The organism is Salinicoccus cyprini (assembly GCF_007713705.1).
Classification (GTDB): Bacteria; Bacillota; Bacilli; order Staphylococcales; family Salinicoccaceae; genus Salinicoccus; species Salinicoccus cyprini.
On record NZ_VMSJ01000002.1, the window covers coordinates 172,854 to 196,590 of the forward strand.

The 23,737-nt window shown below is 47.0% G+C and carries 21 protein-coding genes; 14 read left to right on the forward strand and 7 right to left on the reverse strand.

Translation table 11 applies throughout. The annotated features are described in order from the left end of the window. The first annotated feature begins 162 nt into the window (after window positions 1–162). A complete protein-coding gene (locus tag FO441_RS07095) occupies window positions 163–495 on the forward strand; it encodes a MerR family transcriptional regulator (protein WP_255695413.1) in 333 nt (110 codons plus the stop codon). Window positions 496–513: 18 nt separating this feature from the next. Further along, window positions 514–1,848 carry a type I glutamate--ammonia ligase gene (gene glnA / locus FO441_RS07100; RefSeq protein WP_145287863.1) on the forward strand — a complete coding sequence of 445 codons (1,335 nt, stop codon included), beginning with the start codon at window positions 514–516 and terminating at the stop codon, window positions 1,846–1,848. A 33-nt stretch (window positions 1,849–1,881) separates the two neighbouring features. Here glnA and FO441_RS07105 read toward each other — a convergent pair whose 3' ends face one another. The 3 genes from FO441_RS07105 to FO441_RS07115 are packed head-to-tail and all read right to left on the reverse strand — an operon-like array spanning window position 1,882 to window position 5,222. Next, entirely contained in the window at window positions 1,882–3,078 is a 1,197-nt protein-coding gene (locus tag FO441_RS07105; RefSeq protein WP_145287866.1) for a hypothetical protein, read from the reverse strand. Further along, window positions 3,065–4,273 (reverse strand): DUF58 domain-containing protein, encoded by a 1,209-nt coding sequence (locus FO441_RS07110; protein ID WP_186365500.1) that lies wholly within the window; start codon window positions 4,271–4,273, stop codon window positions 3,065–3,067. The genes FO441_RS07105 and FO441_RS07110 overlap by 14 nt, the downstream gene beginning before the upstream one ends. Further along, on the reverse strand, window positions 4,263–5,222 hold the full coding sequence (locus FO441_RS07115; RefSeq protein WP_145287872.1) for an AAA family ATPase: 960 nt from the start codon (window positions 5,220–5,222) through the stop codon (window positions 4,263–4,265). The genes FO441_RS07110 and FO441_RS07115 overlap by 11 nt, the downstream gene beginning before the upstream one ends. Window positions 5,223–5,343: 121 nt before the next feature. Here FO441_RS07115 and FO441_RS07120 point away from each other — a divergent pair, with 121 nt between their 5' ends. Continuing rightward, entirely contained in the window at window positions 5,344–6,528 is a 1,185-nt protein-coding gene (locus FO441_RS07120; protein ID WP_145287875.1) for an NAD(P)/FAD-dependent oxidoreductase, read from the forward strand. Between the two features lie 32 nt (window positions 6,529–6,560). Here FO441_RS07120 and FO441_RS07125 read toward each other — a convergent pair whose 3' ends face one another. Then, complete coding sequence (locus FO441_RS07125) at window positions 6,561–8,228, reverse strand: Na/Pi cotransporter family protein (protein ID WP_145287878.1); 1,668 nt, start codon at window positions 8,226–8,228, stop codon at window positions 6,561–6,563. A 360-nt stretch (window positions 8,229–8,588) separates the two neighbouring features. Here FO441_RS07125 and FO441_RS07130 point away from each other — a divergent pair, with 360 nt between their 5' ends. Continuing rightward, window positions 8,589–9,698 (forward strand): HAD family hydrolase, encoded by a 1,110-nt coding sequence (locus tag FO441_RS07130; RefSeq protein WP_145287881.1) that lies wholly within the window; start codon window positions 8,589–8,591, stop codon window positions 9,696–9,698. Window positions 9,699–9,716: 18 nt separating this feature from the next. Here the strand turns inward: FO441_RS07130 and serA are convergent, their stop codons facing one another. From serA to FO441_RS07145, 3 genes are all read right to left on the reverse strand, one after another. Beyond that, window positions 9,717–11,309 (reverse strand): phosphoglycerate dehydrogenase, encoded by a 1,593-nt coding sequence (serA, locus tag FO441_RS07135; protein ID WP_145287884.1) that lies wholly within the window; start codon window positions 11,307–11,309, stop codon window positions 9,717–9,719. Beyond that, window positions 11,302–12,444: a pyridoxal-phosphate-dependent aminotransferase family protein gene (locus FO441_RS07140; protein ID WP_145287889.1), complete on the reverse strand. Its 1,143-nt coding sequence runs from the start codon at window positions 12,442–12,444 to the stop codon at window positions 11,302–11,304. Before FO441_RS07140 ends, serA begins: the two co-directional genes overlap by 8 nt. Before the next feature lie 117 nt (window positions 12,445–12,561). Then, entirely contained in the window at window positions 12,562–13,638 is a 1,077-nt protein-coding gene (locus tag FO441_RS07145; RefSeq protein ID WP_145287891.1) for an AAA family ATPase, read from the reverse strand. Window positions 13,639–13,798: 160 nt separating this feature from the next. Here FO441_RS07145 and FO441_RS07150 point away from each other — a divergent pair, with 160 nt between their 5' ends. The 10 genes from FO441_RS07150 (at window position 13,799) to FO441_RS07195 (ending at window position 23,734) form a co-directional block, all read left to right on the forward strand. Beyond that, a complete protein-coding gene (locus FO441_RS07150; RefSeq protein WP_237605650.1) occupies window positions 13,799–14,629 on the forward strand; it encodes a DUF368 domain-containing protein in 831 nt (276 codons plus the stop codon). Continuing rightward, window positions 14,626–15,672, forward strand: coding sequence for a GTPase domain-containing protein (locus FO441_RS07155; protein WP_237605649.1), 1,047 nt, complete (start codon window positions 14,626–14,628; stop codon window positions 15,670–15,672). Before FO441_RS07150 ends, FO441_RS07155 begins: the two co-directional genes overlap by 4 nt. Before the next feature lie 214 nt (window positions 15,673–15,886). Further along, entirely contained in the window at window positions 15,887–17,191 is a 1,305-nt protein-coding gene (locus FO441_RS07160) for an ABC transporter substrate-binding protein (protein ID WP_145287894.1), read from the forward strand. 57 nt (window positions 17,192–17,248) lie between these two features. Continuing rightward, the gene (locus FO441_RS07165; RefSeq protein ID WP_145287896.1) at window positions 17,249–18,115 is read left to right on the forward strand and encodes a carbohydrate ABC transporter permease; all 867 of its coding nucleotides are present in this window, start codon (window positions 17,249–17,251) and stop codon (window positions 18,113–18,115) included. Then, a complete protein-coding gene (locus FO441_RS07170; RefSeq protein WP_145287899.1) occupies window positions 18,115–18,936 on the forward strand; it encodes a carbohydrate ABC transporter permease in 822 nt (273 codons plus the stop codon). Before FO441_RS07165 ends, FO441_RS07170 begins: the two co-directional genes overlap by 1 nt. A gap of 19 nt (window positions 18,937–18,955) precedes the next feature. After that, the gene (locus tag FO441_RS07175; protein ID WP_145287900.1) at window positions 18,956–19,975 is read left to right on the forward strand and encodes a LacI family DNA-binding transcriptional regulator; all 1,020 of its coding nucleotides are present in this window, start codon (window positions 18,956–18,958) and stop codon (window positions 19,973–19,975) included. Continuing rightward, on the forward strand, window positions 19,972–20,688 hold the full coding sequence (locus tag FO441_RS07180) for a ThuA domain-containing protein (RefSeq protein ID WP_145287901.1): 717 nt from the start codon (window positions 19,972–19,974) through the stop codon (window positions 20,686–20,688). The genes FO441_RS07175 and FO441_RS07180 overlap by 4 nt, the downstream gene beginning before the upstream one ends. Continuing rightward, window positions 20,682–21,713, forward strand: a complete 1,032-nt coding sequence (locus FO441_RS07185; RefSeq protein WP_145287902.1) for a Gfo/Idh/MocA family protein — start codon at window positions 20,682–20,684, stop codon at window positions 21,711–21,713. Before FO441_RS07180 ends, FO441_RS07185 begins: the two co-directional genes overlap by 7 nt. 9 nt (window positions 21,714–21,722) lie before the next feature. Next, entirely contained in the window at window positions 21,723–22,754 is a 1,032-nt protein-coding gene (locus tag FO441_RS07190; RefSeq protein ID WP_145287903.1) for a Gfo/Idh/MocA family protein, read from the forward strand. An 11-nt stretch (window positions 22,755–22,765) separates the two neighbouring features. Continuing rightward, window positions 22,766–23,734, forward strand: coding sequence for a sugar phosphate isomerase/epimerase family protein (locus FO441_RS07195; protein ID WP_145287904.1), 969 nt, complete (start codon window positions 22,766–22,768; stop codon window positions 23,732–23,734). Window positions 23,735–23,737 lie beyond the last annotated feature (3 nt).

The window sequence follows — 23,737 nt, forward strand, 5'->3', positions numbered from 1 at the left end:
TAAAAATTCTATATGGTTGTAGAAATCCCTTGCTGAGGTGCATGAAATGCCCGACAGCAAGGGATTTTTAATACATTACATGTTATGTTAGAAAACCTAACATTGATTAGATTTTCAGAATACTTTGTGCTAATATTATGAATATGATTAGAGGTGATCATTTTGGATAGAGATCAGATGAGACGTAATACCCCGATTTTTCCGATGTCATCAGCGATGAAACTGACTGGCCTGACGGCACGGCAAATAAGATATTATGAATCCCTGTCTCTTGTCACTCCTGAAAGAACGCCGGGTAATCACCGTATTTTTTCCATGAATGATTTGGATCTTCTTCTGACCATCCAGGATTATATGGAAAAAGGGTTTACCATGAAACGTATAGGGGAAATCCTTAATGAACCTAAGAGAATTGATACACCTGAAGTGCTGAAGCATAATGATTACCGCAAACCGCTGCTCAACCGCGGCGACCTATCTAGATTTTTTCAATAATTTACAGGAGCGTGTACAATGAGCGAATTTACTAGAGAAGATATCATCCGCATTGCAGAAGAAGAAAACGTAAGATACCTCCGCCTACAGTTTACCGACATCCTTGGTACAATCAAGAACGTTGAAGTGCCGATCAGCCAGCTGAATAAAGCATTGGATGGAGAAATGATGTTTGACGGCTCTTCAATCGAAGGTTTTGTCCGCATCGAAGAATCCGATATGTATCTGGTCCCGGACCTGAACACCTGGTCCATCTTCCCATGGACAGCCGGTAAAGGCAAAGTAGCGAGACTTATCTGTGATATCTACAATGTTGATGGACAGCCGTTTGATGGTGACCCGAGAGCGAACCTGAAGCGTATACTTAAAGAAATGGAAGACATGGGCTATTCCGCATTCAACCTCGGACCTGAGCCGGAATTTTTCCTCTTCAAGCTGGATGAAAAAGGACAGCCGACAACTGAACTGAATGACCAGGGTGGATACTTCGACCTTGCACCGACAGACCTTGGTGAAAACTGCCGTAGGGACATCGTGCTGGAACTTGAAGACATGGGCTTTGAAATCGAAGCATCCCACCACGAAGTTGCTCCAGGACAGCATGAAATCGACTTTAAATATGCAGATGCAATTACTGCCTGTGACAACATCCAGACATTCAAGCTTGTTGTCAAAACAGTTGCCCGTAAGCACAACCTGCATGCGACATTTATGCCGAAACCACTGTTCGGCCTGAACGGTAACGGCATGCACTTCAACGTTTCCCTGTTCAATGGCAAGGAAAATGCATTCTACGATGAGAATGACGACTTCGGCCTGAGTCAGGATATGAGATACTTCATGGCTGGTATACTCAAGCACGCCCGCGGATTCACTGCAATCTGCAACCCGCTGGTCAACTCCTATAAGCGTCTTGTGCCTGGTTACGAAGCGCCAAGCTACATTGCATGGAGTGGCAGAAACCGTTCACCATTGATGCGTATCCCTTCCTCCCGTGGGATGTCTACACGTGCGGAAGTAAGATCTGTCGATCCGTCAGCAAACCCTTACCTGGCACTTGCTGTCATTCTTAAGGCTGGTCTTGAAGGTATCAAAAATAAATCGGATCTGCCTGAACCGGTAAATGAAAATATCTACGAAATGTCCAGAGAAGAAAGAGAAGCGGTCGGCGTAGAAGACCTGCCTTCAACACTCTATACAGCACTTAAAGCGCTCCGAGAAGACAGAGTCATCAGAGACGCCCTGGGTGAGCACATCTACAAGCAGTTCAATGGCAATAAGAGTGTCGAGTGGGACATGTACCGTTCACAAGTTTCCGAATGGGAGCTCAAACAGTACTTGAACCAATACTAGTATATATAAGCAGGCGGCGATGAGGTAAGTATCTCATCGCCGCTTTTTTATATCGTTTATGATTTCCTTTTTCATTTTTTCGATCGTTTGCCTATAGACCTTGTATTCATCGTTCGGGACTTCTTTGCTCATATAGCGCGTTCGCCGATATGTTTCGAGAGTACTTGACTCAATGATATCCTGCAGCTGGCAACGACCGATCCATTCGTCTATTGTCTCATTACGATATCTCCCCATTCCTTTTGAAGCGAGCCATCTTTCAAATTCGAAATAGAGTTTACGAACTTTGTTGTGAGGTACTTCTGCTTTTCTGCTCTTTTCCTTTCTGATGGTGTCTACTGTATTGAATCGGGAGTTGTTCCCTGCAGCCTTGTGCTGCTCAGAAGGCTGGCTCCTTTTCCTATAGTAGTAGTAAAGCCCTGCACCGAGCAGTAGGACCAGCAGAATCATCAAGATGGAGTCGAATGGGTAATTGGAAGATAGTGACTCTTCCTGAATTATTTCCGTCTGTTCCTCTCCTTGCTGCTCGGTTGTTTCACTGTCTGGGAGATCAGGCATTTCAAGTTCGACAGTTTCCAGAAAACTGAAAAATGGACGCAGTATAAAAACGGTAACGCTGAGCAGTAGAAAGACGATGTACTGGGCAGCGAAAACAGCATACCTGTAGGCAAACGACAGTGCAACGCCAAGCGTTATAAATACTGAAAAACAAGTGAGGAATATGATTGACCTCCGCCTCCATGAGTAGGCGTTGTCAAATAGCAGATAGATTATTCTCCCGACAAAATGGAACAGTATCTGGGTGATGAGCAGAATATGATAAAGCGTCATATACTCTGAAGTCGCCTCTGTCTGGAAGACGGATACAGCAATAAGCAGAAGGAATGTAATGATGATCGATAAGTCTGCCATGGTCGCTTCCAGATCATCATACAGATATTCCATGCGCAGTATCGGCAAATAGCTGACCAGTAGCGCCGACAGCCAATGAAAATCGAGCATCAGGGCGGCTGCAAGTATGATCGGCAGCAATATATAAATATACCGCAGACTGAAATAGTGGACGACACACCAGCCGCAGAGCAGTATGGCAATAACGAGCAGAATGAAAGACAGGGTGGAAGGTGTCTTGCCATTATGTGTATTGATGAATAGTACTACGAAATACAGTAGAAACATGTTCGTCGCGTATGCATGGAAAAAGGAGAAATAATATTTAGATTGGGACACGGCTGCCACTCCTTCTATACGCATTGTAAGGTTGCACACCTGACTCCTCTACCTGGAAAATCTCCACACCTTTTGCTTGGAAAGACATGAGTAATTCCTCAATTGCCGGGTCGGTTCTGCCCGTGAAGAGCAGATGGGAAGGCAGCGCTTCATGCAGATATAGGTGTTTCAGAAGACGATCGAAGCTTAATGTAAAAGACAAAGTATTGATACGTGCAAGTACTTCCAGTGTGCTTTTATAATGAAGTCCACCGCTGCCTTCAACGCGGCTGAGGAAGGTGTTGGAGTCGAAGGATGACAGATTGGTAAACACACTGTACGGTATCTGCAGTTCAGCAGCGCGACTGGTAAGATAGGTGATATTCTCAATGACCGCTTCAATATTCGCCGGAGGCGCATAATTCTTTTCAGATCTCAAATTGATTGCAATCATCCATGAAAGGTGTGTCGTCTTCTCATAGATCCGGGTCTTGAGTTCTCCAGTTTTTGCACTGGCTTTCCAATGGACGTCCCTCATGCTGTCTCTCTGATGATAGTCCCTTGTACCGACTGTCAGCATTGGATCATTGAACATTGCCTTTCTCTGGATGAAGAGACCTTGTATCATTTTATTTCTCATATCAAACGGCGGTGTATGCAGCTGTTCAGGATAGACCATTATTTCATGCGAGGATCTTCCGGACTGGACAAGGAAAAGAGAACCGAATCCAAAAATTCTAGGTACTTCGATGTCTGTCCTGATGATCTTACTGACTCCACGTTTTCTGGCTTTGAACGGCACTTTCAGGATGGTGCTGCTTTTCGGCATGACTGTAAAAGAAGCGATTGTTTCAGTCTGGTATCTTGTTTTTAGAGAGATATCTTTCTCAAACTGGATATCATCGCCGGCTGTCAGTCTGAAAGCGGCATTGAGGATTGGCATCCAGCCCTCGTTTCTGATCTCTATTTCGAGTACGTTCTCCTGTCCTTTGAATAATCTGATGTCCTTATTGCGTATGGAAGCTACGAGCTTTCCGGGTACGATCTTCTCATAGATAAGATCCAGTACGAAAAAGGACATGAAAAAGCCAAGAGCGAGCACCAGCAATGGATTGAGATCCACACTATACAATATATTCATTATAAGGAGGATGAGCACTGCACCTGTAAAGAATGCCATTGATTTTGAAGGGCGGTATTGGGTTCTATAGTGCATCCGGCGATACCCCATATTCGACCGGAACTTCAACATCGTCAAGAATGGCTTTCAGGACGGTATTCTGATCCGACAGGGTCAGTCCTTCAAGGCTCAATACCAGCCGGTGAGGGAGGACGTACGGTGCGATATATTTTATATCGTCCGGCGTTACATAGTCTCTACCCCGAATCATGGCGACGCCTTGTGCAGCATGCATCAAAGCCAATGTACCGCGTGGCGATACACCAACATCTACGTGTTCGTGGTGCCGGGTCTTTTCGATGATGTCGAGCATATATTCCCTAACGGACGGATCGACTGTGATATTTGCAACTCTGATTTGAAGCTTTGCAAGCAATGCTTCGCTGAAAACAGGCTGTACGGCTTTTGGAGCGCTGGCATCACTATGTAAAGCCATCATATCCAGTTCTTCCCTGCGTGATGGATACCCGAGGTCGATACGCATCAGAAAACGATCCATCTGTGCTTCAGGCAGGCTGAATGTTCCCTGGGTCGACTCTATTGGGTTCTGTGTAGCCAGAACAATGAACGGGTCGGCGATTTCGATTCTTTTTCCGTCTATTGTAATCTGCCGTTCCTCCATGACTTCGAGCAGGGCAGACTGGGTGCGTGGTGTTGCCCGATTGATTTCATCTGCCAGCAGTACATTGGTATCTATGGGACCGATCTGCAGTTCAAAATCATGTGTTTTCGGGTTATACATATTCAAGCCGGTAATATCCGTCGGCAGCAGATCCGGTGTGAACTGGATTCTGTTGAAAGAGCCGCCAATAGTTCTGGCCAATGCTTTTGATAATGTCGTCTTGCCTGTACCCGGTACACTTTCAAAAAGAATATGCCCTTTTTTGAGGATACTGATGAAAATCAAATCCAGTACCTCATCCTGTCCGACGATCACTTTTCTTATCTCATTCTTGAAATCTTCCAAATGGTTTTCAATATTCAAAATTTTCCCCACCTTTTCATTTAACTACATGTTAATAGAAGAAGGAAAACATTGCCATAGGTTTATTGAATAAACTTATGACTAAAGGGGAAAGATAACTAAAACGGAGGAGGCGGAAAGCATGAAACAGCATTATCGACTGATTATACTTGGTGGAGGCACTGCTGGCATTTCCACAGCAAACCGTATGCTGAGTGAAGATAAAAAACTGGCAAATGACATATTGATCATAGAACCTCGGGACCATCACTATTTCCAGCCGGGCTGGCCACTCGTCGGCAGTGGAGAAATGAAGCTTGAATCCACACGGAAACCGATGAGCAGGGTGATGCCTAAAGGCGTCAGGTGGCTCCAGGAAGCAGTCAGACATGTCGATCCTGTCAAAAGGGAAGTAAAAGCCGGGAACCGCATTGTCAAATACGATTTTCTTGTAGTGGCTCTCGGCATCGAACTGGATTATGATGCAATTGAAGGTGCGAGGGAATCGCTCGGAAAGAATGGCGTCTGTACCAACTATATATATGATCTGGTCAATTACACTTATGACACACTGCAGAACGTGAAGGCAGGTAATATTGTTGTGACCAAACCGCAGTCCAAAATAAAAGGGGGCGTTTCAGCCGAAAACTCGCTCTTTACCATGGATGAATATGTGAAGGATCATGACCTGGATGTCAATCTTGTCTTTCGAAGTGGCAGCAATGAGATTTTTCCAGTCAAGAAGTACAGTGACAACCTGACGGCACAACTGGATGAAAAGGGGATAGACTACAAACTGGAACAGGAGCTCGTCGAAGTCAGAGGAGAGCATAAGGAAGCAGTCTTCAAAGACCTTGGGACGGGCGAACTTCATGTTATTCCTTTTGAAATGCTGATCATCACGCCGCCGATGCACGGGCCTTCAGTACTTGAAGATTCCGGACTGCTTGACCCGGAAGGATGGGTGAGCGTGGATCGCCACACCATGATGCATAACACCTATACAACCGTGTTTTCACTGGGGGATGCCTCCAGTCTGCCGACATTCAAGATGGGCAGTGCAGTCAAGGAGCAGATGCCGATTCTGGTCAAGAATCTGCTGGAACGGATGGATGATAAAGCACCGTCCCATAAGTATGATGGTAAGACAGCATGCCCTATAGCAACAGAATATGGCCATCTGATACTCGCTGAGTTCGATTATAATCATATGCCTGAAGAATCCACGTTTCTCAACCAGTCGGACGACAAGTGGTTGTTCTATCAGTTCAAGAAGAATATGCTGCCTATCATGTACTGGTATGCGTTATTGAAAGGGAAAGTATAAAAAGAGCTGGGCCATTGGCCCAGCTCTTTTGCTTACTCATATATTGTAAATTCTTCAGCGAGATCTTCGTCTTCATCGCTCAAGTTTGTTTCGGAGATGTTTCTGGCATTATAGCCGATACGTTCCAAAGTACTGATGAGGTCGACATAGAGCAATCCTCCATCGGTGGAACAGATGCCTTTGTTCAGGCGCTTTACATGCTGTTTTCTCAGTTTGTTTTCTATTTTATACGACTTTTGGCTCAGTCTGATGACTTCTTCCAGATCTTGAGGACTATAGATATCAAGAGAATCTATCGACTTCTTGAATGACTTGTACACGTGGTCGAACAGATCATCAAGTCCCTCCTGGGCAGGTTCTGATAAGTCGATATTTTCACGATGCTTGCGGTTATAGAGCTCGGCAAATTCATCAATCTGTCCGCTGACTTTGTAGAAGATGCGCGATACTTCAAGCAGCGTGGACTGCCTTTCCGCGTCTTCGGCAGATATATCATGCTTCGATGCGTCGATGAGATAGGATCTTAAGCTGTCCTGCAATGTATCGACGACATTTACTTTCTCCTTGATCTGCTTGTACAGTTTCGGATTCTCAGTTTTACTGAATTCCTGTGTATCTTCAAGAATGCTCAATGTAAGATTACCGAGGTTTTTGACTTCCTTCTGCGCGCCTTGCAGTGCAAGACCAGGAGATTGTCTGAGAAGCAGAGGGTCGAGATGATTCGGTTTGTAGTCCTCGGAAAAATCCTTGCCGGGTACAATCCGTGTTACAATCCACGCAAGAACCGCAATGAATGGCAGTTGTATCAGTGTATTGGATACGTTGAAGAAACCATGGGCAAAGGCGATTGTCATTTCGGGATTGAGTTCCAGAACGTTTCTCAAATATGAAATCAGTTGCACAAAAAATGGCATGATGATCATGAATATCACTGCGCCGATGACGTTGAAGATGACATGGACAGCGGCGGCTCTCTTGGCAGCAATCGAACCGACAAGTGCTGCGAGAACGGCTGTAATGGTAGTACCAAGGTTATCACCAAGAAGAATCGGTAGTGCTGCATTCAAGTCCAAAAGGTCGTTGGAGTAGAATCCTTGCAGTATGGCAATCGTTGCACTTGAACTTTGGACAACAACCGTCAGTAAAGTACCAACCACGAGTCCGAGGAAGGAATTGTTGGACATGCTGAGCATCAGATCACCAAAGCTCGGCAGGTCGGCCAGTGGTTTGACACCCTGACCCATCAGATCAAGACCATAGAAGAGTGCCCCGAATCCAAATAGTACACGTCCTATATTATTGAACTTTGGACTTTGATTCATAAAGAAGATCATGAAGGCACCAAGTGCCAGTATCGGTAGTGCATAGTCACCGATCTTCAGACCGATGATGAAAGCAGTGACTGTGGTTCCGATGTTCGCCCCCATGATCACGCCGATGGATTGGCGCAGGGTCATGAATCCGGCGGAAACAAGCCCAATGGTTATGACTGTCGTTCCTGAACTGCTCTGAATGAGGATAGTGACGATGATCCCTGCAATTATCCCCTTTATGGGATTGGAAGTCATACGATTCAGTACTTCACGCAGGCGGTCTCCTGCTACTGCCTGTAATCCGTCCCCCATTTGTTTTAAACCATAAAGAAAAATACCAAGTCCGCCAAGAAATAGAAAAATGACTTCCATCGGACTGAGTTCCATAAATATTCCTCCACCCAGGTAATGAATACCTTAACATTATATTAATGATCTTTACGCAATATTAACCATTCATATTACGACTTACATTATAGTGCTAAACTTATCAAAATGCACCAGAATAAAAAAATTAACCCGGGTTAAAATTATATATTTGAGGTAAAACGTTTTCTCGATGGTTTTGTAATTTTGTCTCGATTTGTCCTCTGACGTGCATGATTCAATATATAAATAGTGTAAAATTACTATTGGAAATTCATAGTATTTCAATAGAAATTTATTCATATAAAGCATTGTCGACATTCGCCATATGATATGAGAAAATTAAGATTATAATTTAATATGGATGGGGAGGACAAGATAGTGACGGTCGTACTATTTGATGTGGATGGTGTTTTTCTGAGTGAGGAAAGATGTTTTGATGTATCTGCACTGGCAGTGCATGAGCTTCTGTATAGTCCGAGATATTTGAATCTGGATACATATCAGTTCCGCACCGATTACAGCGATAAGGAAATAAATGAAATAAGAGCTGAAACATTCAGCAATGATGAGGTGCTCGACCGGTTCAAACAGATGGGTTTGAATTCAAACTGGGATATGCTTTTTGTTACATTTTCAATTGTATATATCGAGTTGATGAAAGATGCAAAGCTCAATGTTGAAAATGTGGATATCGCTGACATTCATAGTGTCGGAGAAATGCTTGGCCTGCAGAAGGCGAACTATGCCAAAGTCGTCGATTTCCTGAAAGCGGACGACTATACTAAAGATACCATCTATGATGCACTCATGGCGTATGTCAGAAGGAACCTTGGCATCGAGGACGCTCAAGCGTTTGAGATGTCAGGACCGATATGGAGAATAGGGCAGTACAAATACCAGGAATGGTACCTGGGCAGCAGAGATGTAAAGACATCCACAGGTATTGAACCTGAGGAGGCGGACAAGCCGGGTTTTATTCATGATGAAGAGTGGATTGTGGACCCCGAGGATATCAGAGGCATGCTGAACCGGCTGCTTGAGGCGGGTGTTGAAATTGGTGTTGCTACCGGCCGGCCGAGACAGGAGACGCTTATCCCTTTCCAGCAGGAAAGACTGACGGATATATTCCGTGATAATAGAATATCCACCGCTTCCGAGGTGCTTGCTGCTGAAGCAGTGGATGAGGTGGAAGTCTCGCTTGCGAAACCCCATCCGTACAGCTATCTCTGGAGCCTGTATGCTCATGATGTCAATCGCTTCAAAGATGCAGTGGATCAGAACAACATATCGGACGATCTGATATTCATCATAGGAGATTCTGTAGCCGACTACTATTGTGCAGAGTCGATCGGATCGGAGTTCATCGCAACACTGACAGGATTGACTGGGCATGCAATCATTCCAAGGTTCGAAGCTCTGGGCGTAGAGCACATGGTCGACACTGTCCTTGGAGTGGAAGAGATCATATTAAAAAGCCATCACTCTTGAAGTGATGGCTTTTTTGCATCAGGAAAGATTGACCTGTTTGACCCGGTGGAAGCCCTCGATTTTTATCAGTTCTTCCAATGCTTCTTTGCCTACAGTCTGGTCGAGCCTCAAGGAAAGCATCGCTTCGCCGCCTTCATCTCTTCGTCCGAGCTGCATGGATGCGATGTTGATGCTGTACTTGCCCAGTGTATATCCCATCTCCCCGATGATTCCGGGACGGTCGACATGATTGATGAAGAGCAGATGCTTCGTCGGTTTGATATCAACCTGGAATCCGTTTATTTTTACAATCCGCTCACCATAGCCGTTCAAGACGCTTGCACCAACAGTCAGTGTTTCGTCATTATTGATCAGTTCCGCTTCCAGATAATTATTATAGCCGTGTGTCTTGCCTTGCTTTTCCACCTTGTACGTTACGCCCTGCTCCTGCAACAGGTATAGGGCGTTGATGATATTGACGTTTTCCCCGAGGTGTGGCCTCAGCATGTTTGCCACGAACGAGCGTGTCAGAATGCTGGTGTCATCGAGTGCGAGTTCTCCGTGATACTTGAGCTTGATCTCGGATGGTGGCCGGTTCATCAGCTGGATCGCCACCTTGCCCATGTGGGTTGCAATATTGATATAGGGCTTAAGTTCTTCATTGATGTTTTCATTCATCCTCGGGGCATTTACAGCATGAATGATTACATTGTTTTCAAGTATATCGATTATTTCCCGGGAAACGCTGACTGCCACTTTTTCCTGTGCCTCAATAGTCGATGCACCAAGGTGTGGTGTAACAACAATCTGGGGATGGCCGAGAAGTTTCTGATTGGTCGGAGGTTCATTTTCAAACACATCGAGCGCAGCGCCACCGATCTTGCCTGCATCCAGTGCTTCAAGCAGTGCTGATTCATCAATGATGCCACCACGTGCGACATTGACAATTTTGAGTCCCGGTTTTGCCTTATCGAAAAACTCCCTGCCCACAATGCCTTTTGTCTGTGGGGTCAGTGGTGTGTGAACAGTTACAAAGTCCGCATTCCTGGCAATTTCATCAATTTCCATTTTTACTATGTCCGCCTCCTGAGCTTTTTCATCAGAAAGGTAGGGGTCGAAAGCGACGATTCTCATACCGAAACTCCGGGCGCGGCGTGCAACACCGAAGCCGATTTTACCGACGCCGATGATGCCGAGTGTCTTTCCGTACATCTCTGTCCCTTTGTAGGCTTTACGATCCCATACACCTTCCGACAGCTGCTTGTGGGCTGCAGGTATCTGGCGTGTGAGTGCCAGCATCATTGCCAGCGTATGCTCGGTGGCGGAAATCGTATTGCCATCCGGTGCATTGATGACAATGACGCCATACTTTGTCGCAGCATCGATGTCGATATTGTCGACACCAACGCCTGCGCGTGCAATGACTTTAAGTGGCCGTGCACGCTGGATGATTTCCTCGGTGATGGTCGTCTGGCTTCTGACAATCAGTGCATGATAGTCCCCTACAATTTCCAGAACTTCCGCTTCCGTCAGGCCTGTATTGATATCCACCTCATAGTTCGGATGATTGAGCAGTTCCCTGATGCCATCTTCACTGATCGGATCCAGTACAAGTACTTTGAATTTATTCATAATATGCCTCCTGTGCAGCAGCCAATGCTTTGCCATAGTACTGCTGATTGCGATAGTCGCTTAAAATTGCCTCGAGCGCTGCAAGAACGGTCAGCATGTCCTTTGGGAACATGTAGCCCATGTGTCCAATGCGTAGTATCTGCCCTTTGAGATGCTTCTGTCCGCCGGCAATGGTGATGCCATGCTTTTTCTTCAGTGCATCTTTAATATGTGCAAGTTCTGCTTCATCGGATCTGAAAGCCGTGACGGTCGGGGAGGCGTATGCATCATCCACAAGGAGCTCGAGGTCCAATGCCTCGAGTCCGGCTCGGAGCATGTTGCGCATGCTCAAGTGGCGTTCAAATACTTTCTCCACCCCTTCTGCCTTGTAGAGTGAGAGCACTTGCGCCAGCCCCTGTATGAGGGAGACGGCCGGAGTGAAAGGTGTGGAGTGTGCTTCAAGTGCATCAAAATACTTGTTGATATCCAGATAGAATCTTGAAAGTGGGTTGTTGGCGGCACGTGCACGTGCTGTTTCATTCATTGCTACGAAAGCAAGTCCTGGCGGCAGCATGAGCGCCTTCTGGCTGCCTGTCACCAGGCAGTCGATGGCGTCCGCCTCCATGTCGAACTTCATGCCGCCGACCGCACTGACACCATCCACTACGAACAAGGTATCCGGACTGTAGCTTTTTACCAGCTGCCCCAGTTCATTTATCGGATGGACTACGGCTGTAGAAGTTTCACAGGCTTGGGAGAATACTGCTTTGATATCCGTTTTGCCGGTGAGGAAAGCTTTGAAATCTTCAATATCCAATCCTTCGCCCCACGGCACTTCATACGTATGTACTTCATATGGGTATGTTTTTGCGATACTTCTGAAACGGTCACCGAATGCGCCGCTGACAATGATGACAATGGCATCTTCCGGCTCAATCAGGTTGATCATTGAAGCTTCCAGTGCACTGGTTCCACTGGAGGTGAGGATGGCAACGGAATGGTCCGTTCCGAACAGGGTTCTGATATTGGACTGTACATCTTCCATCAGGGAAGTGAAGTCGGAAGAGCGGTGCCCGATCATCCCGGCGGACATGGCGTGTGTCACTTGTGGGGGAATTGGCGTAGGTCCAGGTGTAAGCAGCAGATTAGGTTCCATTTGTATCGGCCTCCATTGAATAGATGTACACTATAATATCAGTTTTTTCTGTATTTTCCATAAACACACGGAAAAAATATCGGTTAAGTTGTAAAATTACAATTTAAAGCGTTTCCATCAGTTATCTTTGCCTTCCATCAATATTTCATCAACGCGCCTATGTGCTTCCTGGTAACGGTCCCTGTAGGATGTACCATCCAGAGTATGGGTGATATGAAGCAGGTTCTGCTCTTCCAGCTCTGCCATGATCATCTGGTGTACTGTATTCTGGTAGTCGGTATTTGCGACTTTTTCATCAATGGGTGCTTCGGGGGGGAGCACCAGGATCAGCGACCAGTTCTGCAGATGGATATAATAGTCGAAGACCGATTTGAGCCGGTTGAATTCTTCCCCATCGGCATACATTTTCATGCTGACCTTGGTAGTCATGACATCCGTATCGGCGAAGAAGACTTTTCGTGTACCGGGTGAGTGGATGTGATGCCTGTTGTTCTCAAACTGGCCGATGCCTATGGTGTGGAAATCCCTTGCATCCAGCTCGTCTTCTGCAATGCGCTGCTCCTTGCAGTAGGTTTTTGCATACTCTGTGGAATAGCTGGTGGAATAGCGTCTGGCGAGATCCTGGACCATCGATGTCCGGCCCGTCCCCGGGGCACCGATGACCAGAACGTTCTGAACAAAGAACCTTCTGAAGGGCCGCATGACATAATCCCAGTTGAGTATGGGGGATTCTCGGATGCTCGTACCGCTGATACCGAGTATTTTGCGATCCACCATGGTGACTTTTGTCTCGATGTCCGGATATACTCTGGAGAAGAAATAATGCAATGGTTCAATGTATTCCTCCTCTCCGACATAGAACGTCAACGCTCCGACTTCAAAAGGAAGCGCATCCTTTTCATGCATGATTGTTTCTGAAAGCATTTCGAGCCATGGTTCCCAACCATGTGGATATCTTGGAATGTGTGTTTCGTCGAGTTTCAGGACTGTCACATTATCGTCCGGGCCAAGCAGCTGGCGCATTGCCTTGACCCGATTATCCAATACCATGCCATAATTGCCTCCCCGATCCCCTTCGTAACCGCTGACTATGACGAACGCATGCCTATTTTCCCGTTTCGCACGGATGACCTGCTCAAAATGACCAACGTGACAAGGTGCAAATGTGCCGAAGTAAATACCTAGATCTCTCACAGTGCAATCTCCTAACGATTTAAGTGTTAAACCAGTTATATCAGTATAGAAGCGGTTTATCAAATCCGGTTGCATGACATGGGCAACTATCAGCCGGATATATGCTACAATCAGATGGTATAAAATGAAAAGTCGAGGTATGTACCGAATGATAAGATGGATGAATATATTCAAAGGTTTTCTGATGGGCATCTGTGAACTGATTCCTGGTGTCAGCAGCGGAACGATGGCGCTGCTGCTCGGCATCTATGACGAGTTTCTCGGAGCCATCAGCAGAATCGTAACAAAACACTACAAAAAGGCAATCCTTTTCCTGCTGCCACTGGTCATTGGCATGGGCATTGCCATTCTGACACTCACGTCGCTGATAGAATACCTGCTTGATCATCATACAGTCCCTACCCACTGGTTCTTTATCGGGCTGGTGCTTGGTGTGGTCCCTATGATGCTCAGAGTTTCCGACTATAGAGTGGAATTTCGCACCCCGCATTACATACTGGTGCTTCTCGCAGTCACCATGCTCTTTGCACTCGGCCTGGTCAGAGGAAATGAGACCCCGCCTGAGGATCTGGTAGTCACACTGCCGCTTCTCGGCAAGATGTTCTTCAGCGGCATCCTTGCTTCGATGACCATGCTGCTGCCTGGCATATCAGGCTCTCTTGTACTGCTGATACTCGGTTCCTACAGCATTGTCATCTATTCCGTGAATCAGCTCAAAGCTTTCAATCTGGAAATACTGCCTGTGCTGATCGCTGTCGGTGCCGGCATCGTCCTTGGACTGCTTCTGGCCAGCCGGATCATCCAGTACATGCTTGTGCACTATACGTACCTGACCTATGCGCTCATACTGGGTCTGGTAATCGGCTCCGTGTTTGCCATCTACCCAGGTCTGCCGGAAACGGTCCTGTCCTGGTTCTTTACGGCAGTGGCTGCGATTGCCGGGTTTATCATCAGCTGGTTCATGGGTAAACGGAATAAAGAGACAATATGAATCGAGGTGAGTATATGGAGCGCCACCCACTGATCATGGCCTATCATCAATATGTAGAATCGACAATCGATTACCGTGTCGCTGTACTGGGCCAGGTGGATGCAGGCAAGAGTGCCCTGGTGAACAGGCTTGCAGATGCAGATTCCCATATATCGGCCCAGACCGATGCCACACGTACAGTAACTGAGCACCCTTATGGCGCACGGGGCAGAATACTTGATTTTCCGGGTGTTGGCACAACTGAATATTCACCAAAACAGTACAGGAAGCTGATTGCGAAAACGGATATCAAGCATGTACTGTATGTCTTTTCCTCAAAAATCCGCGATGCGGATGAGGCGACCATCAGGTACCTTGCGAAGAAAGGAATCCATATCACTTTCGTCTATAACAAAAGTGATACGCTTGTCGATGTTTCAGGGAAAAGGTCACAGGAAATCCTGATGAATGACAAGGATACTGAGTTGCATGTCACTTTCAAGAAGCAGATTGACCAGCCGCTCCACTACTATTTTACAAGTGTCAAAGAGGGCGCGGGCATTGCGGAGCTGCGCGCACAGCTCGACCGCATTTTTGAAAAAAAGGATGCACGCTTTGAAGAAAGGGTGCAAAGCGCACAGTTTATTGAAAAATTTCTTACGAAAAAGATGAATGGACTCGCAACGAGGCTGCTTTCACCAGGCTTCAAGGACATCATCCTGAGTCGTGCCTACCGGTCCATCGAGGAGATGACGGAATCGCATTACCAGGTGACAGCACAAGACGGTGTCGAAATCGGTCAGGAGATTCCGAGAGCAGCAACATACATCAACCGGGTGAAAAACACGGACAAGGATATGAAGAACCCCAGAGACTACATCAATCATCTTGCCTCGGTATTCAGTGCCATCTTCAAGATGCGCAAACTGAATGTAGTCACTTTCATCGCCTCATCACTTGGAGAAATCGGGATAAAGAATATCTATCCTGTGATGAAAGGGACATTTGAATACGTTGGGGATATGAATGATTTTGCTCGTGAAGTCATCAAACATCATCGATGACAGGAGCGTTTCAGCTCATCAGCTGAAACGCTTTTTTTCATGCTCGGCCGCCCCTTTGGGTAGAGGGGCCCAGGAACCGTTTCTACTTCTTCCATGAATGCAATAAAAATTTTATGCAATCGTTTGCAAAAAAGTGTTGACTTCAGATTATTTCAAATATAGAATCATATCTATAAGCGAATGACAGCGCTTACGTAAAAAGGGGGATGTACAGATGGAGAAATTCAAGTGGAGTTATGCTTTCCTTTTCACACTGATTCTGATGCTTGGTGCATGTGGAAACAGCGGGGATGCAGGAGGGGCAGTTTCAGACGAAACAGAGGAAGGTGGAAGCGAAGGAGAATCAGTGACCATTGACCTTTACCAGTTCAAAGTGGAGTTCAGGGATCAGTTTGAGAGTCTGGTCGCACAATATGAAGAAGAGAACCCCAATGTAACCATCAACGTGGAAACTGTCGGCGGTGGTAATGACTATGGTGCGACTCTGAAATCAAAGATTGCATCTGGTGAGGAACCTGATATTTTCAACATAGGCGGTCCGCAGGACTATGCAGACCACCAGGATCGTATCGCACCTATAGAAGATTCCGAAGCTGCAGACGCAGCGCTTGACGGCACACTCGAAGCAGTGACTGTTGACGATCAGGTCTATGGCCTGCCATATAACCTTGAAGGCTATGGTCTGATATACAATAAGTCCATCTTCGAAGAGGCAGGTATCAACCCGGACGACTTGACAACAATGGAAGATCTGCAGGCGGCAGTTGAGACGCTTGATGGCATGAAGGAAGAGCTTGGACTAGAAGCTGTCTTTGCATTCCCGGGCAAGGAGAGATGGGTTTATGGAAACCACTCCAGCAGTTCTTTCCTCGCACCTGAGTTCAACAATAGCGTCCAGGAAGCTTTTGAATCGGACACAGTAGAGTTTGAACTTTCCGAAGAGCTTAAAAACTATATTGATATGCAGGTTGAATATTCCGAGCAGCCTGTGCTGAGTCTCGACTATTCACAGCAGGTGGAAGCACTCTACTCCATGGAGAAAGTGGCGATGATCCAGCAGGGTAACTGGGCATACCCATCCATCGAACAGATCGCACCTGAAGTTGCGGAAAACTCAGGCATCATTCCGATTCCTGTAGCAGGAGAATCCAAAATGCCGGTCGGTGTACCACAGTACTGGGTCGTCAACTCCGGTGCTGAAGAAAATGTACAGGAAGCAGCAGTCGATTTCCTGGACTGGATGTATACTTCTGATGCGGGCAAGGAAGCAGTAATCAACGACTTCAACTTCATCCCGGCATATGAGGGCTATGATACAAGCCAGATTACAGATCCGCTGTCTCAGGAGATATACCAGTATTCTGAAGAAGGCAATACAAGCGGCTGGGTGTTCCTCGGCTACCCGACAGGATTCGCGGAAGAGACATTCGGAAATAATGTGCAGCAGTACATCTCCGGAGACATTACATGGGAAGAAGTCGTGGAAAACTCCAAAGCATACTGGGAAGAGAATAGATAATAGGGATGATAATGGAGCAATCGCATTGCTCCATTATTTCTTAAATGAGGTGTTAATATGAAGACCAAAAATATCATGTACTGGGTATTCATCGCCCCAGTGCTGGCTGCGCTTTTGATTGTTGTAGTCGTCCCATTCGTCTGGGGTATCTATTATTCTTTGACTGAATGGTCGGGGGATATGGCACAGACGCCGGTATTCACAGGTTTCGGCAACTACGTGAGTTTGTTTTCCGACCCGACATTTCTCGGGGCACTCTGGTTCACTTTCAAATACGCCATTGTTACAGTAATCATCATAAACGTCGTCGGCTTTTCGCTGGCTCTGATTGTGACCAGCTACATAAAGTCGAAGAACTTCCTGAGAACCGTCTTTTTCATGCCGAACCTCATTGGTGGTCTGATACTCGGTTTTGTCTGGCAGTTCATCTTTACGGACATTTTCAATACTATAGGCGAGGCACTCGGGGTTGAGATGCTGGAAGGGTGGCTGGCAACTCCGGCGACGGGCTTCTGGGGACTTGTAATCCTGCATGTGTGGCAGATGGCCGGATATATCATGATCATCTATATCGCCTATCTGCAGAGCATACCTGATGAACTCCTTGAGGCAGCGGATATGGACGGAGCAAGTTATATGCAGAAATTGAAGAATGTCGTAATGCCGCTGGTGGCTCCTGCGTTTACAGTAAGCATGTTCCTGACGCTGTCCGGTGCATTCAAGATATACGACCAGAACCTTTCTCTTACAGGAGGCGGACCTGGAGGTACGACGAAAATGATTGCGATGGATATCGTAGATACGGCATTTGCCATGAACACCATGGGGCTTGCCCAGGCCAAGGCCGTCATATTCTTCATCATTGTTGCCCTCCTCAGTCTCACGCAGGTCTATTATAATAAGAAAAAAGAGGTGGAGCTGTAATGAAGAAGAAAAAGACGACCGGTCGTGTTGTTCTCGAAATCATCGGTATCCTGCTCGCACTTCTGTGGCTCTCCCCTTTCTATATTATGCTGGCCAATGCCTTCAAAACGAAAAGGGAGTTGTTTGAAAACACACTTGCACCGCCGAGCGAACCTATTGTACAGAACTTTGTGGAGGCTTTTAATGAGCTTGATTTTCTTAGAACATTCTTCAATTCGTTCCTGATCACTTCACTCAGCATCATCTGCATCGTATTCTTTTCGGCTATGGCAGCCTATGCGCTATCAAGAAACAAGAGCAAAGTCAGTGGAGTGATCTTCTTCCTTTTTGTAGCAAGCATGCTGATACCATTCCAGTCGGTGATGATTCCGCTGGTCAAGATTTTCAGTGAGCTTCAGAGTCTGAACAAGTGGGGTCTGATCTTCATGTATATCGGCTTCGGCTCGGGGCTTTCACTTTTCCTCTATCATGGTGCACTGAAAAACATACCGATTTCTCTCGATGAAGCGGCGAAGATCGACGGGGCAACCAAATGGCAGACTTTCTGGCATGTCATCTTCCCACTTTTGAGACCGATCGGCATCACAGTGGCAATCCTGAATGTCATCTGGATATGGAACGATTTCCTACTGCCGAGTCTGGTGCTTGGACAGGGGGATGAAACAATCCCGCTCAAACTGTTCCTGTTCTTCGGACAGTACACAAAGCAGTGGACACTGGCACTTGCAGGTCTGACAATATCCATCATTCCTGTCATCATCGGCTACTTTATTGCTCAGAAGCATATCATCAAAGGAGTATCGGATGGTGCAGTGAAGTAGCCGGGAGGGTTATGGTGAAATGGTGACGATAAAAGATGTAGCGAAGATTGCAGGGGTTTCCCCTTCCACTGTTTCCAGAGTGATCAAGGATCATGATGGCATCAGCAGTACTACAAAAAAGAAAGTCAGAAGAATAATGGAGGAGGTCGGGTACGCGCCCAATATTTCGGCGCGGAACCTGGTGACGAACCAGGCTAACACAATCGGTCTGGTCATCAAAAGTGGTATGCATGAGGTGAACCTCAATCCATTCTATTCTGAAGTGAATCTTGGAGTTTCCGAAACGTGCAGGGAAAACGGCTTCTCCACGCTCACTACTTCTGCAGCAGACGATGTGAACCTGCTGGCGGAAGTGAAAGAACTGATCAGTTCCAGACAGGTCGACGGTTTCATCCTTCTTTATTCCAAAGCAGACGATCCGATAGCGGATTTCCTTCAAGCAGCACGTTTTCCCTACGTGGTCATAGGGAAAAATATATTTAAAAACTGTGAAGCAGCCTATGTGGATAATGATAATGTACAGGCGGCATTTGCAATCACTGAATTATTGCTCAAAAAAGGGTATAGTGAAATTGTAATGGTTGTCGATAATGATATTTTCGCAGTTGCGAAGGATAGGATAAAAGGATTTGAAATGGCTATGGATGGATCTGCTCTGCCCGGAACGGGCAGTGTGATCAAATGTGAAAATGAAGACGGTTCAATCCGACGCATGCTGGACTTCCTTTTCAGCAGCAGCCGGCCGCACGCCTTGCTGACTTTGGATGGGGTGCTGAACTCCAGAATCATTTCCCATCTCTACCAGTTGGGAATCCGCATTCCGGAAGATGTCGCGACCGCAACTTTCAGTGATTCGCTGCTGACCAAGCTTGCTTCTCCTCCTCAGACAACAGTGGATATTTTTCCGCAGGAGCTGGGCAGGGAAGCGGGCAAGGAGATCATCACACTGGTCAGGGATCCGGACAGGCCGAAGAAGGACATCACAGTGCCGACACGCATCATAGAGAGGCAATCCACACATAAGGAGGAAGATGAATGAAAGTGACGGTTTGGAACGAATACAGACACGAGAAGGAAAATGAAGAGGTAGGCAATATATATCCGGAAGGCATCCACGCCCAGATTGCAAGCTTCCTCGAGGGGCATGAAGTGACGACTGCGACACTCGACGAGCCTGAGCATGGTCTGACCGACGAAGTGCTGGATGATACGGATGTGCTCATCTGGTGGGGCCATAAGGCCCATGATGAAGTATCTGATGAGATCGCCGAGAAGGTACAGCAGCGTGTATGGGATGGCATGGGACTGGTCGTTCTCCATTCCGCACACTTTTCAAAACCATTCAAACTGCTCATGGGGACGTCATGCGATCTCAAGTGGCGCGAGGCACAGGAGAAGGAGCGTCTGTGGGTCGTGGATCCAACACATCCGATTGTGGACGGACTCGGAGAATATTTCGAGCTGCCGCAGGAAGAGATGTACGGCGAGCACTTCGATATCCCGGTTCCGGATGAACTGATCATGCTCAGTTGGTTCGAAGGCGGCGAAGTCTTCAGAAGTGCATGTACATTCAAGCGTGGAAACGGCAAGATCTTCTACTTCCGCCCGGGACATGAAACCCATCCGACATACTACGATGCAAACGTCCAGACAGTCATCAGAAATGGTGTCGACTGGGCAGGCAGTGGCCGCGGCAAGAAGCATTTCTACGGAAACCACGAACCATTGGAACAGATAAAGGAGAAATCATAATGATCAAGGTTGGTATTATCGGATGCGGCAGCATTGGAGTCAAACGTCATATTGCCGAATATAGCAAACTCGAAAATGTGGAACTGGTCGCATTCTGCGATCTGGTGAAAGAACGGGCTGAAGCCCAGCAGGAAATCTACGGGGGGAAAGTCTACGAGGATTACACCGAGCTGTTGGCTGATGAGTCCGTAGAAGCAGTCAGTGTCTGTACACCGAACTATAAGCATGCAGAAATTTCAATTGCAGCACTTGAAGCGGGGAAGCATGTACTGTGCGAGAAACCGATGGGTATCACTCTGGACGAAATGGACCGTATGATTGAGGCTGAAAAGAAATCAGGCAAGCAGCTGATGGTCGGCCATAACCAGCGGCTGATCAAGGAGCATCAGGTGGCACGTGACTATATAGCCGAAGGCAGACTCGGTAGAATCTACTCTTTCCGAACAGCTTTTGGTCATGGTGGCCCGGAAGGCTGGAGTGTGGACGGAAAGGACAGCTGGTTCTTCAAAAAAGATCAGGCAGTAATGGGTGCCATGGGTGATCTCGGTGTGCACAAGGCGGACCTGATCCGTTACATTCTCGATGAAGAGGTCGTCGATGTCGGCGGGTTCATTTCAAAGGAAGCAAAGGAATTCTCCGATGTGGATGATAATGCGGTATGCATCCTGCGTACAGAGTCGAATGTAATTGGTACGCTGCAGGCGAGCTGGGCGTTCTACGGGGAAGAGGACAATTCGACGGTCATTTATGGCGACAAGGGTGTGCTCAATCTTCTCGATGACCCGGAATATTCGTTTATTTTCACCAGCAGTACAGGAGAAGTGGTCCGCGAAAACTATGGCGGCATCCAGACGAATGACGACGAAGGGCAGAGCAAGAAATCCTTTGTCATGGAAGCGTTCATCGATGCGCTTGTCAAAGACGAGCGTGTCCCTGTAACGGCGGAGGACGCAAAAAAATCCGTCGAAATCATACTGAATGCTTTCGAATCTGATAGAACAAATAAGATCATTACTGAAGAATAGGTGTTGCAAATGTCCAAAATCAGACTAGGTTTCATAGGTGTCGGTGGAATAGCGACCGGTCGCCATATCCCCACTTTCAGAACTTTTGACGAAGTGGAGATCATGGCGGTCCAGGACATCAATCAGGAGCGCGCGATGAAGGTGGCCAATGAACTTGGCATCCCTGAAGTGTTTTCCGAAATTGAAGATATGTATCCCTACGTGGATGCGGTGGTTGTCTCCACACCGAACAAATATCACGCCCCCATCGCCATTGATGCCATGAACCACGGCAAGCATGTGCTTTGCGAGAAGCCGATGGCGATGACGACAGAGGAATGCAACGCGATGATTGAAGCCGAAGAGGAGAATGGTGTGAAACTGCACATCGCCTATCACTACCGCTTCATGAAGGAAGCGATTGCGGCCAAAAAAGTGATTGAGCGTGGAACAATCGGTGAACCATTGGTTGTTCGGGTCAAGGGGCTCAGGCGCCGAAAAGTACCCGGCTGGGGTGTGTTCATCAATCAGGAGCTTCAAGGTGGTGGTGCGCTGATCGATTATGGATGCCACCTGCTCGATCTGGCAATGTATCTGATGGGTGAAGTAAAACCGGTGGAAGTATCGAGCGCGACGTACAACCATCTCAGCCGTTCGAATACAGTCAACGAATGGGGCCAGTTCAATCGTGATGCATTCGAAGTGGAGGACCATGTCAGTGCATTCATCCGCTTCAATAATGGGGCGTCCATGCTGTTTGAAACAAGTTGGGCGGCAAATATCCCGGAAGATGAAAATCATATCAGTATTTCAGGCGCAAAAGCGGGTCTCGATGTATTTGATATGAAGGTCAACCAGGCGGATGAGGATCTTATGACGACAATGCGCATCGACTATATAAAAGTGGACGAGACCTACAGCCGGCTGCAGGCGGAGAACTTCATTTCCGCCATCAAGTACAATACACCGCTGACAGTGAAGTCCACGGAGGCAAAAGAAGTATCAAAAATAATCGAAGCAATCTACTTGAGCTCGAAGGAACAGCGCAGTATCAGACTTTAGGAGGCAAATAGATGAAACTCGGAGTATTCAATCCATTATTCCAGAACATGGAACTCGAAGAAATGCTGGATTACGTCAAAGCATCGGGTCTGGATGCAGTCGAAATCGGCACAGGTGTCTATCCTGGCAGCAGGCACTGTAATCTTGATGAACTGCTTGAATCGGAAACGACAAGACACGCATATATTGATAAGTTCGCATCTCGTGGCCTGATCATCAGTGCCTTCAGCTGTCACGGCAATCCGATTTCCCCGGACCCGTCCCTGCGTGAGGAATCGGACACGGTTTTGCGTAAAACGATTGAACTCGCCGATCTTCTGGATGTACCGGTCGTCAATACGTTCAGTGGTACACCAGCAGGCAACGCGACCGATACAGCCGTCAACTGGCCGGTGACACCATGGCCTGAGGAATACTCCCAGATCAAGGAATGGCAGTGGGAAAACAGGCTCATTCCATACTGGAAGGATATCGCAGATGTGGCGAAAGCACACGATGTCAAAATCGGCCTGGAACTTCATGGCGGTTTCCTTATCCATTCTCCACATACAATGCTGGAATTGAGAAAAGCGACAAATGAATATATCGGTGCAAATCTTGATCCGAGCCACTTGTGGTGGCAGGGCATTGATCCTGTAGCGGCAATAAAAATTCTGGGACGTGAAAATGCTATTCATCATTTCCACGCCAAAGATACTTATATCGACACCGATAATCTGAATATGCATGGATATCTGGATATGAATCCATACGGCAATATCAGAGACAGAAGCTGGACATTCAGAAGTGTAGGGCTCGGGCATGGCATCGAGGAGTGGGCGAACATGATGAGTGCGCTCAGAACCTACGATTACGACTATGTTGTATCCATTGAACATGAAGATGGACTGATGTCCATCGAAGAGGGCTTCCAGACTGCTGTAAAGACTTTGCAGAATGTTATAATCAGAGAAAAGCCGACTGATATGTGGTGGGCTTAAAGG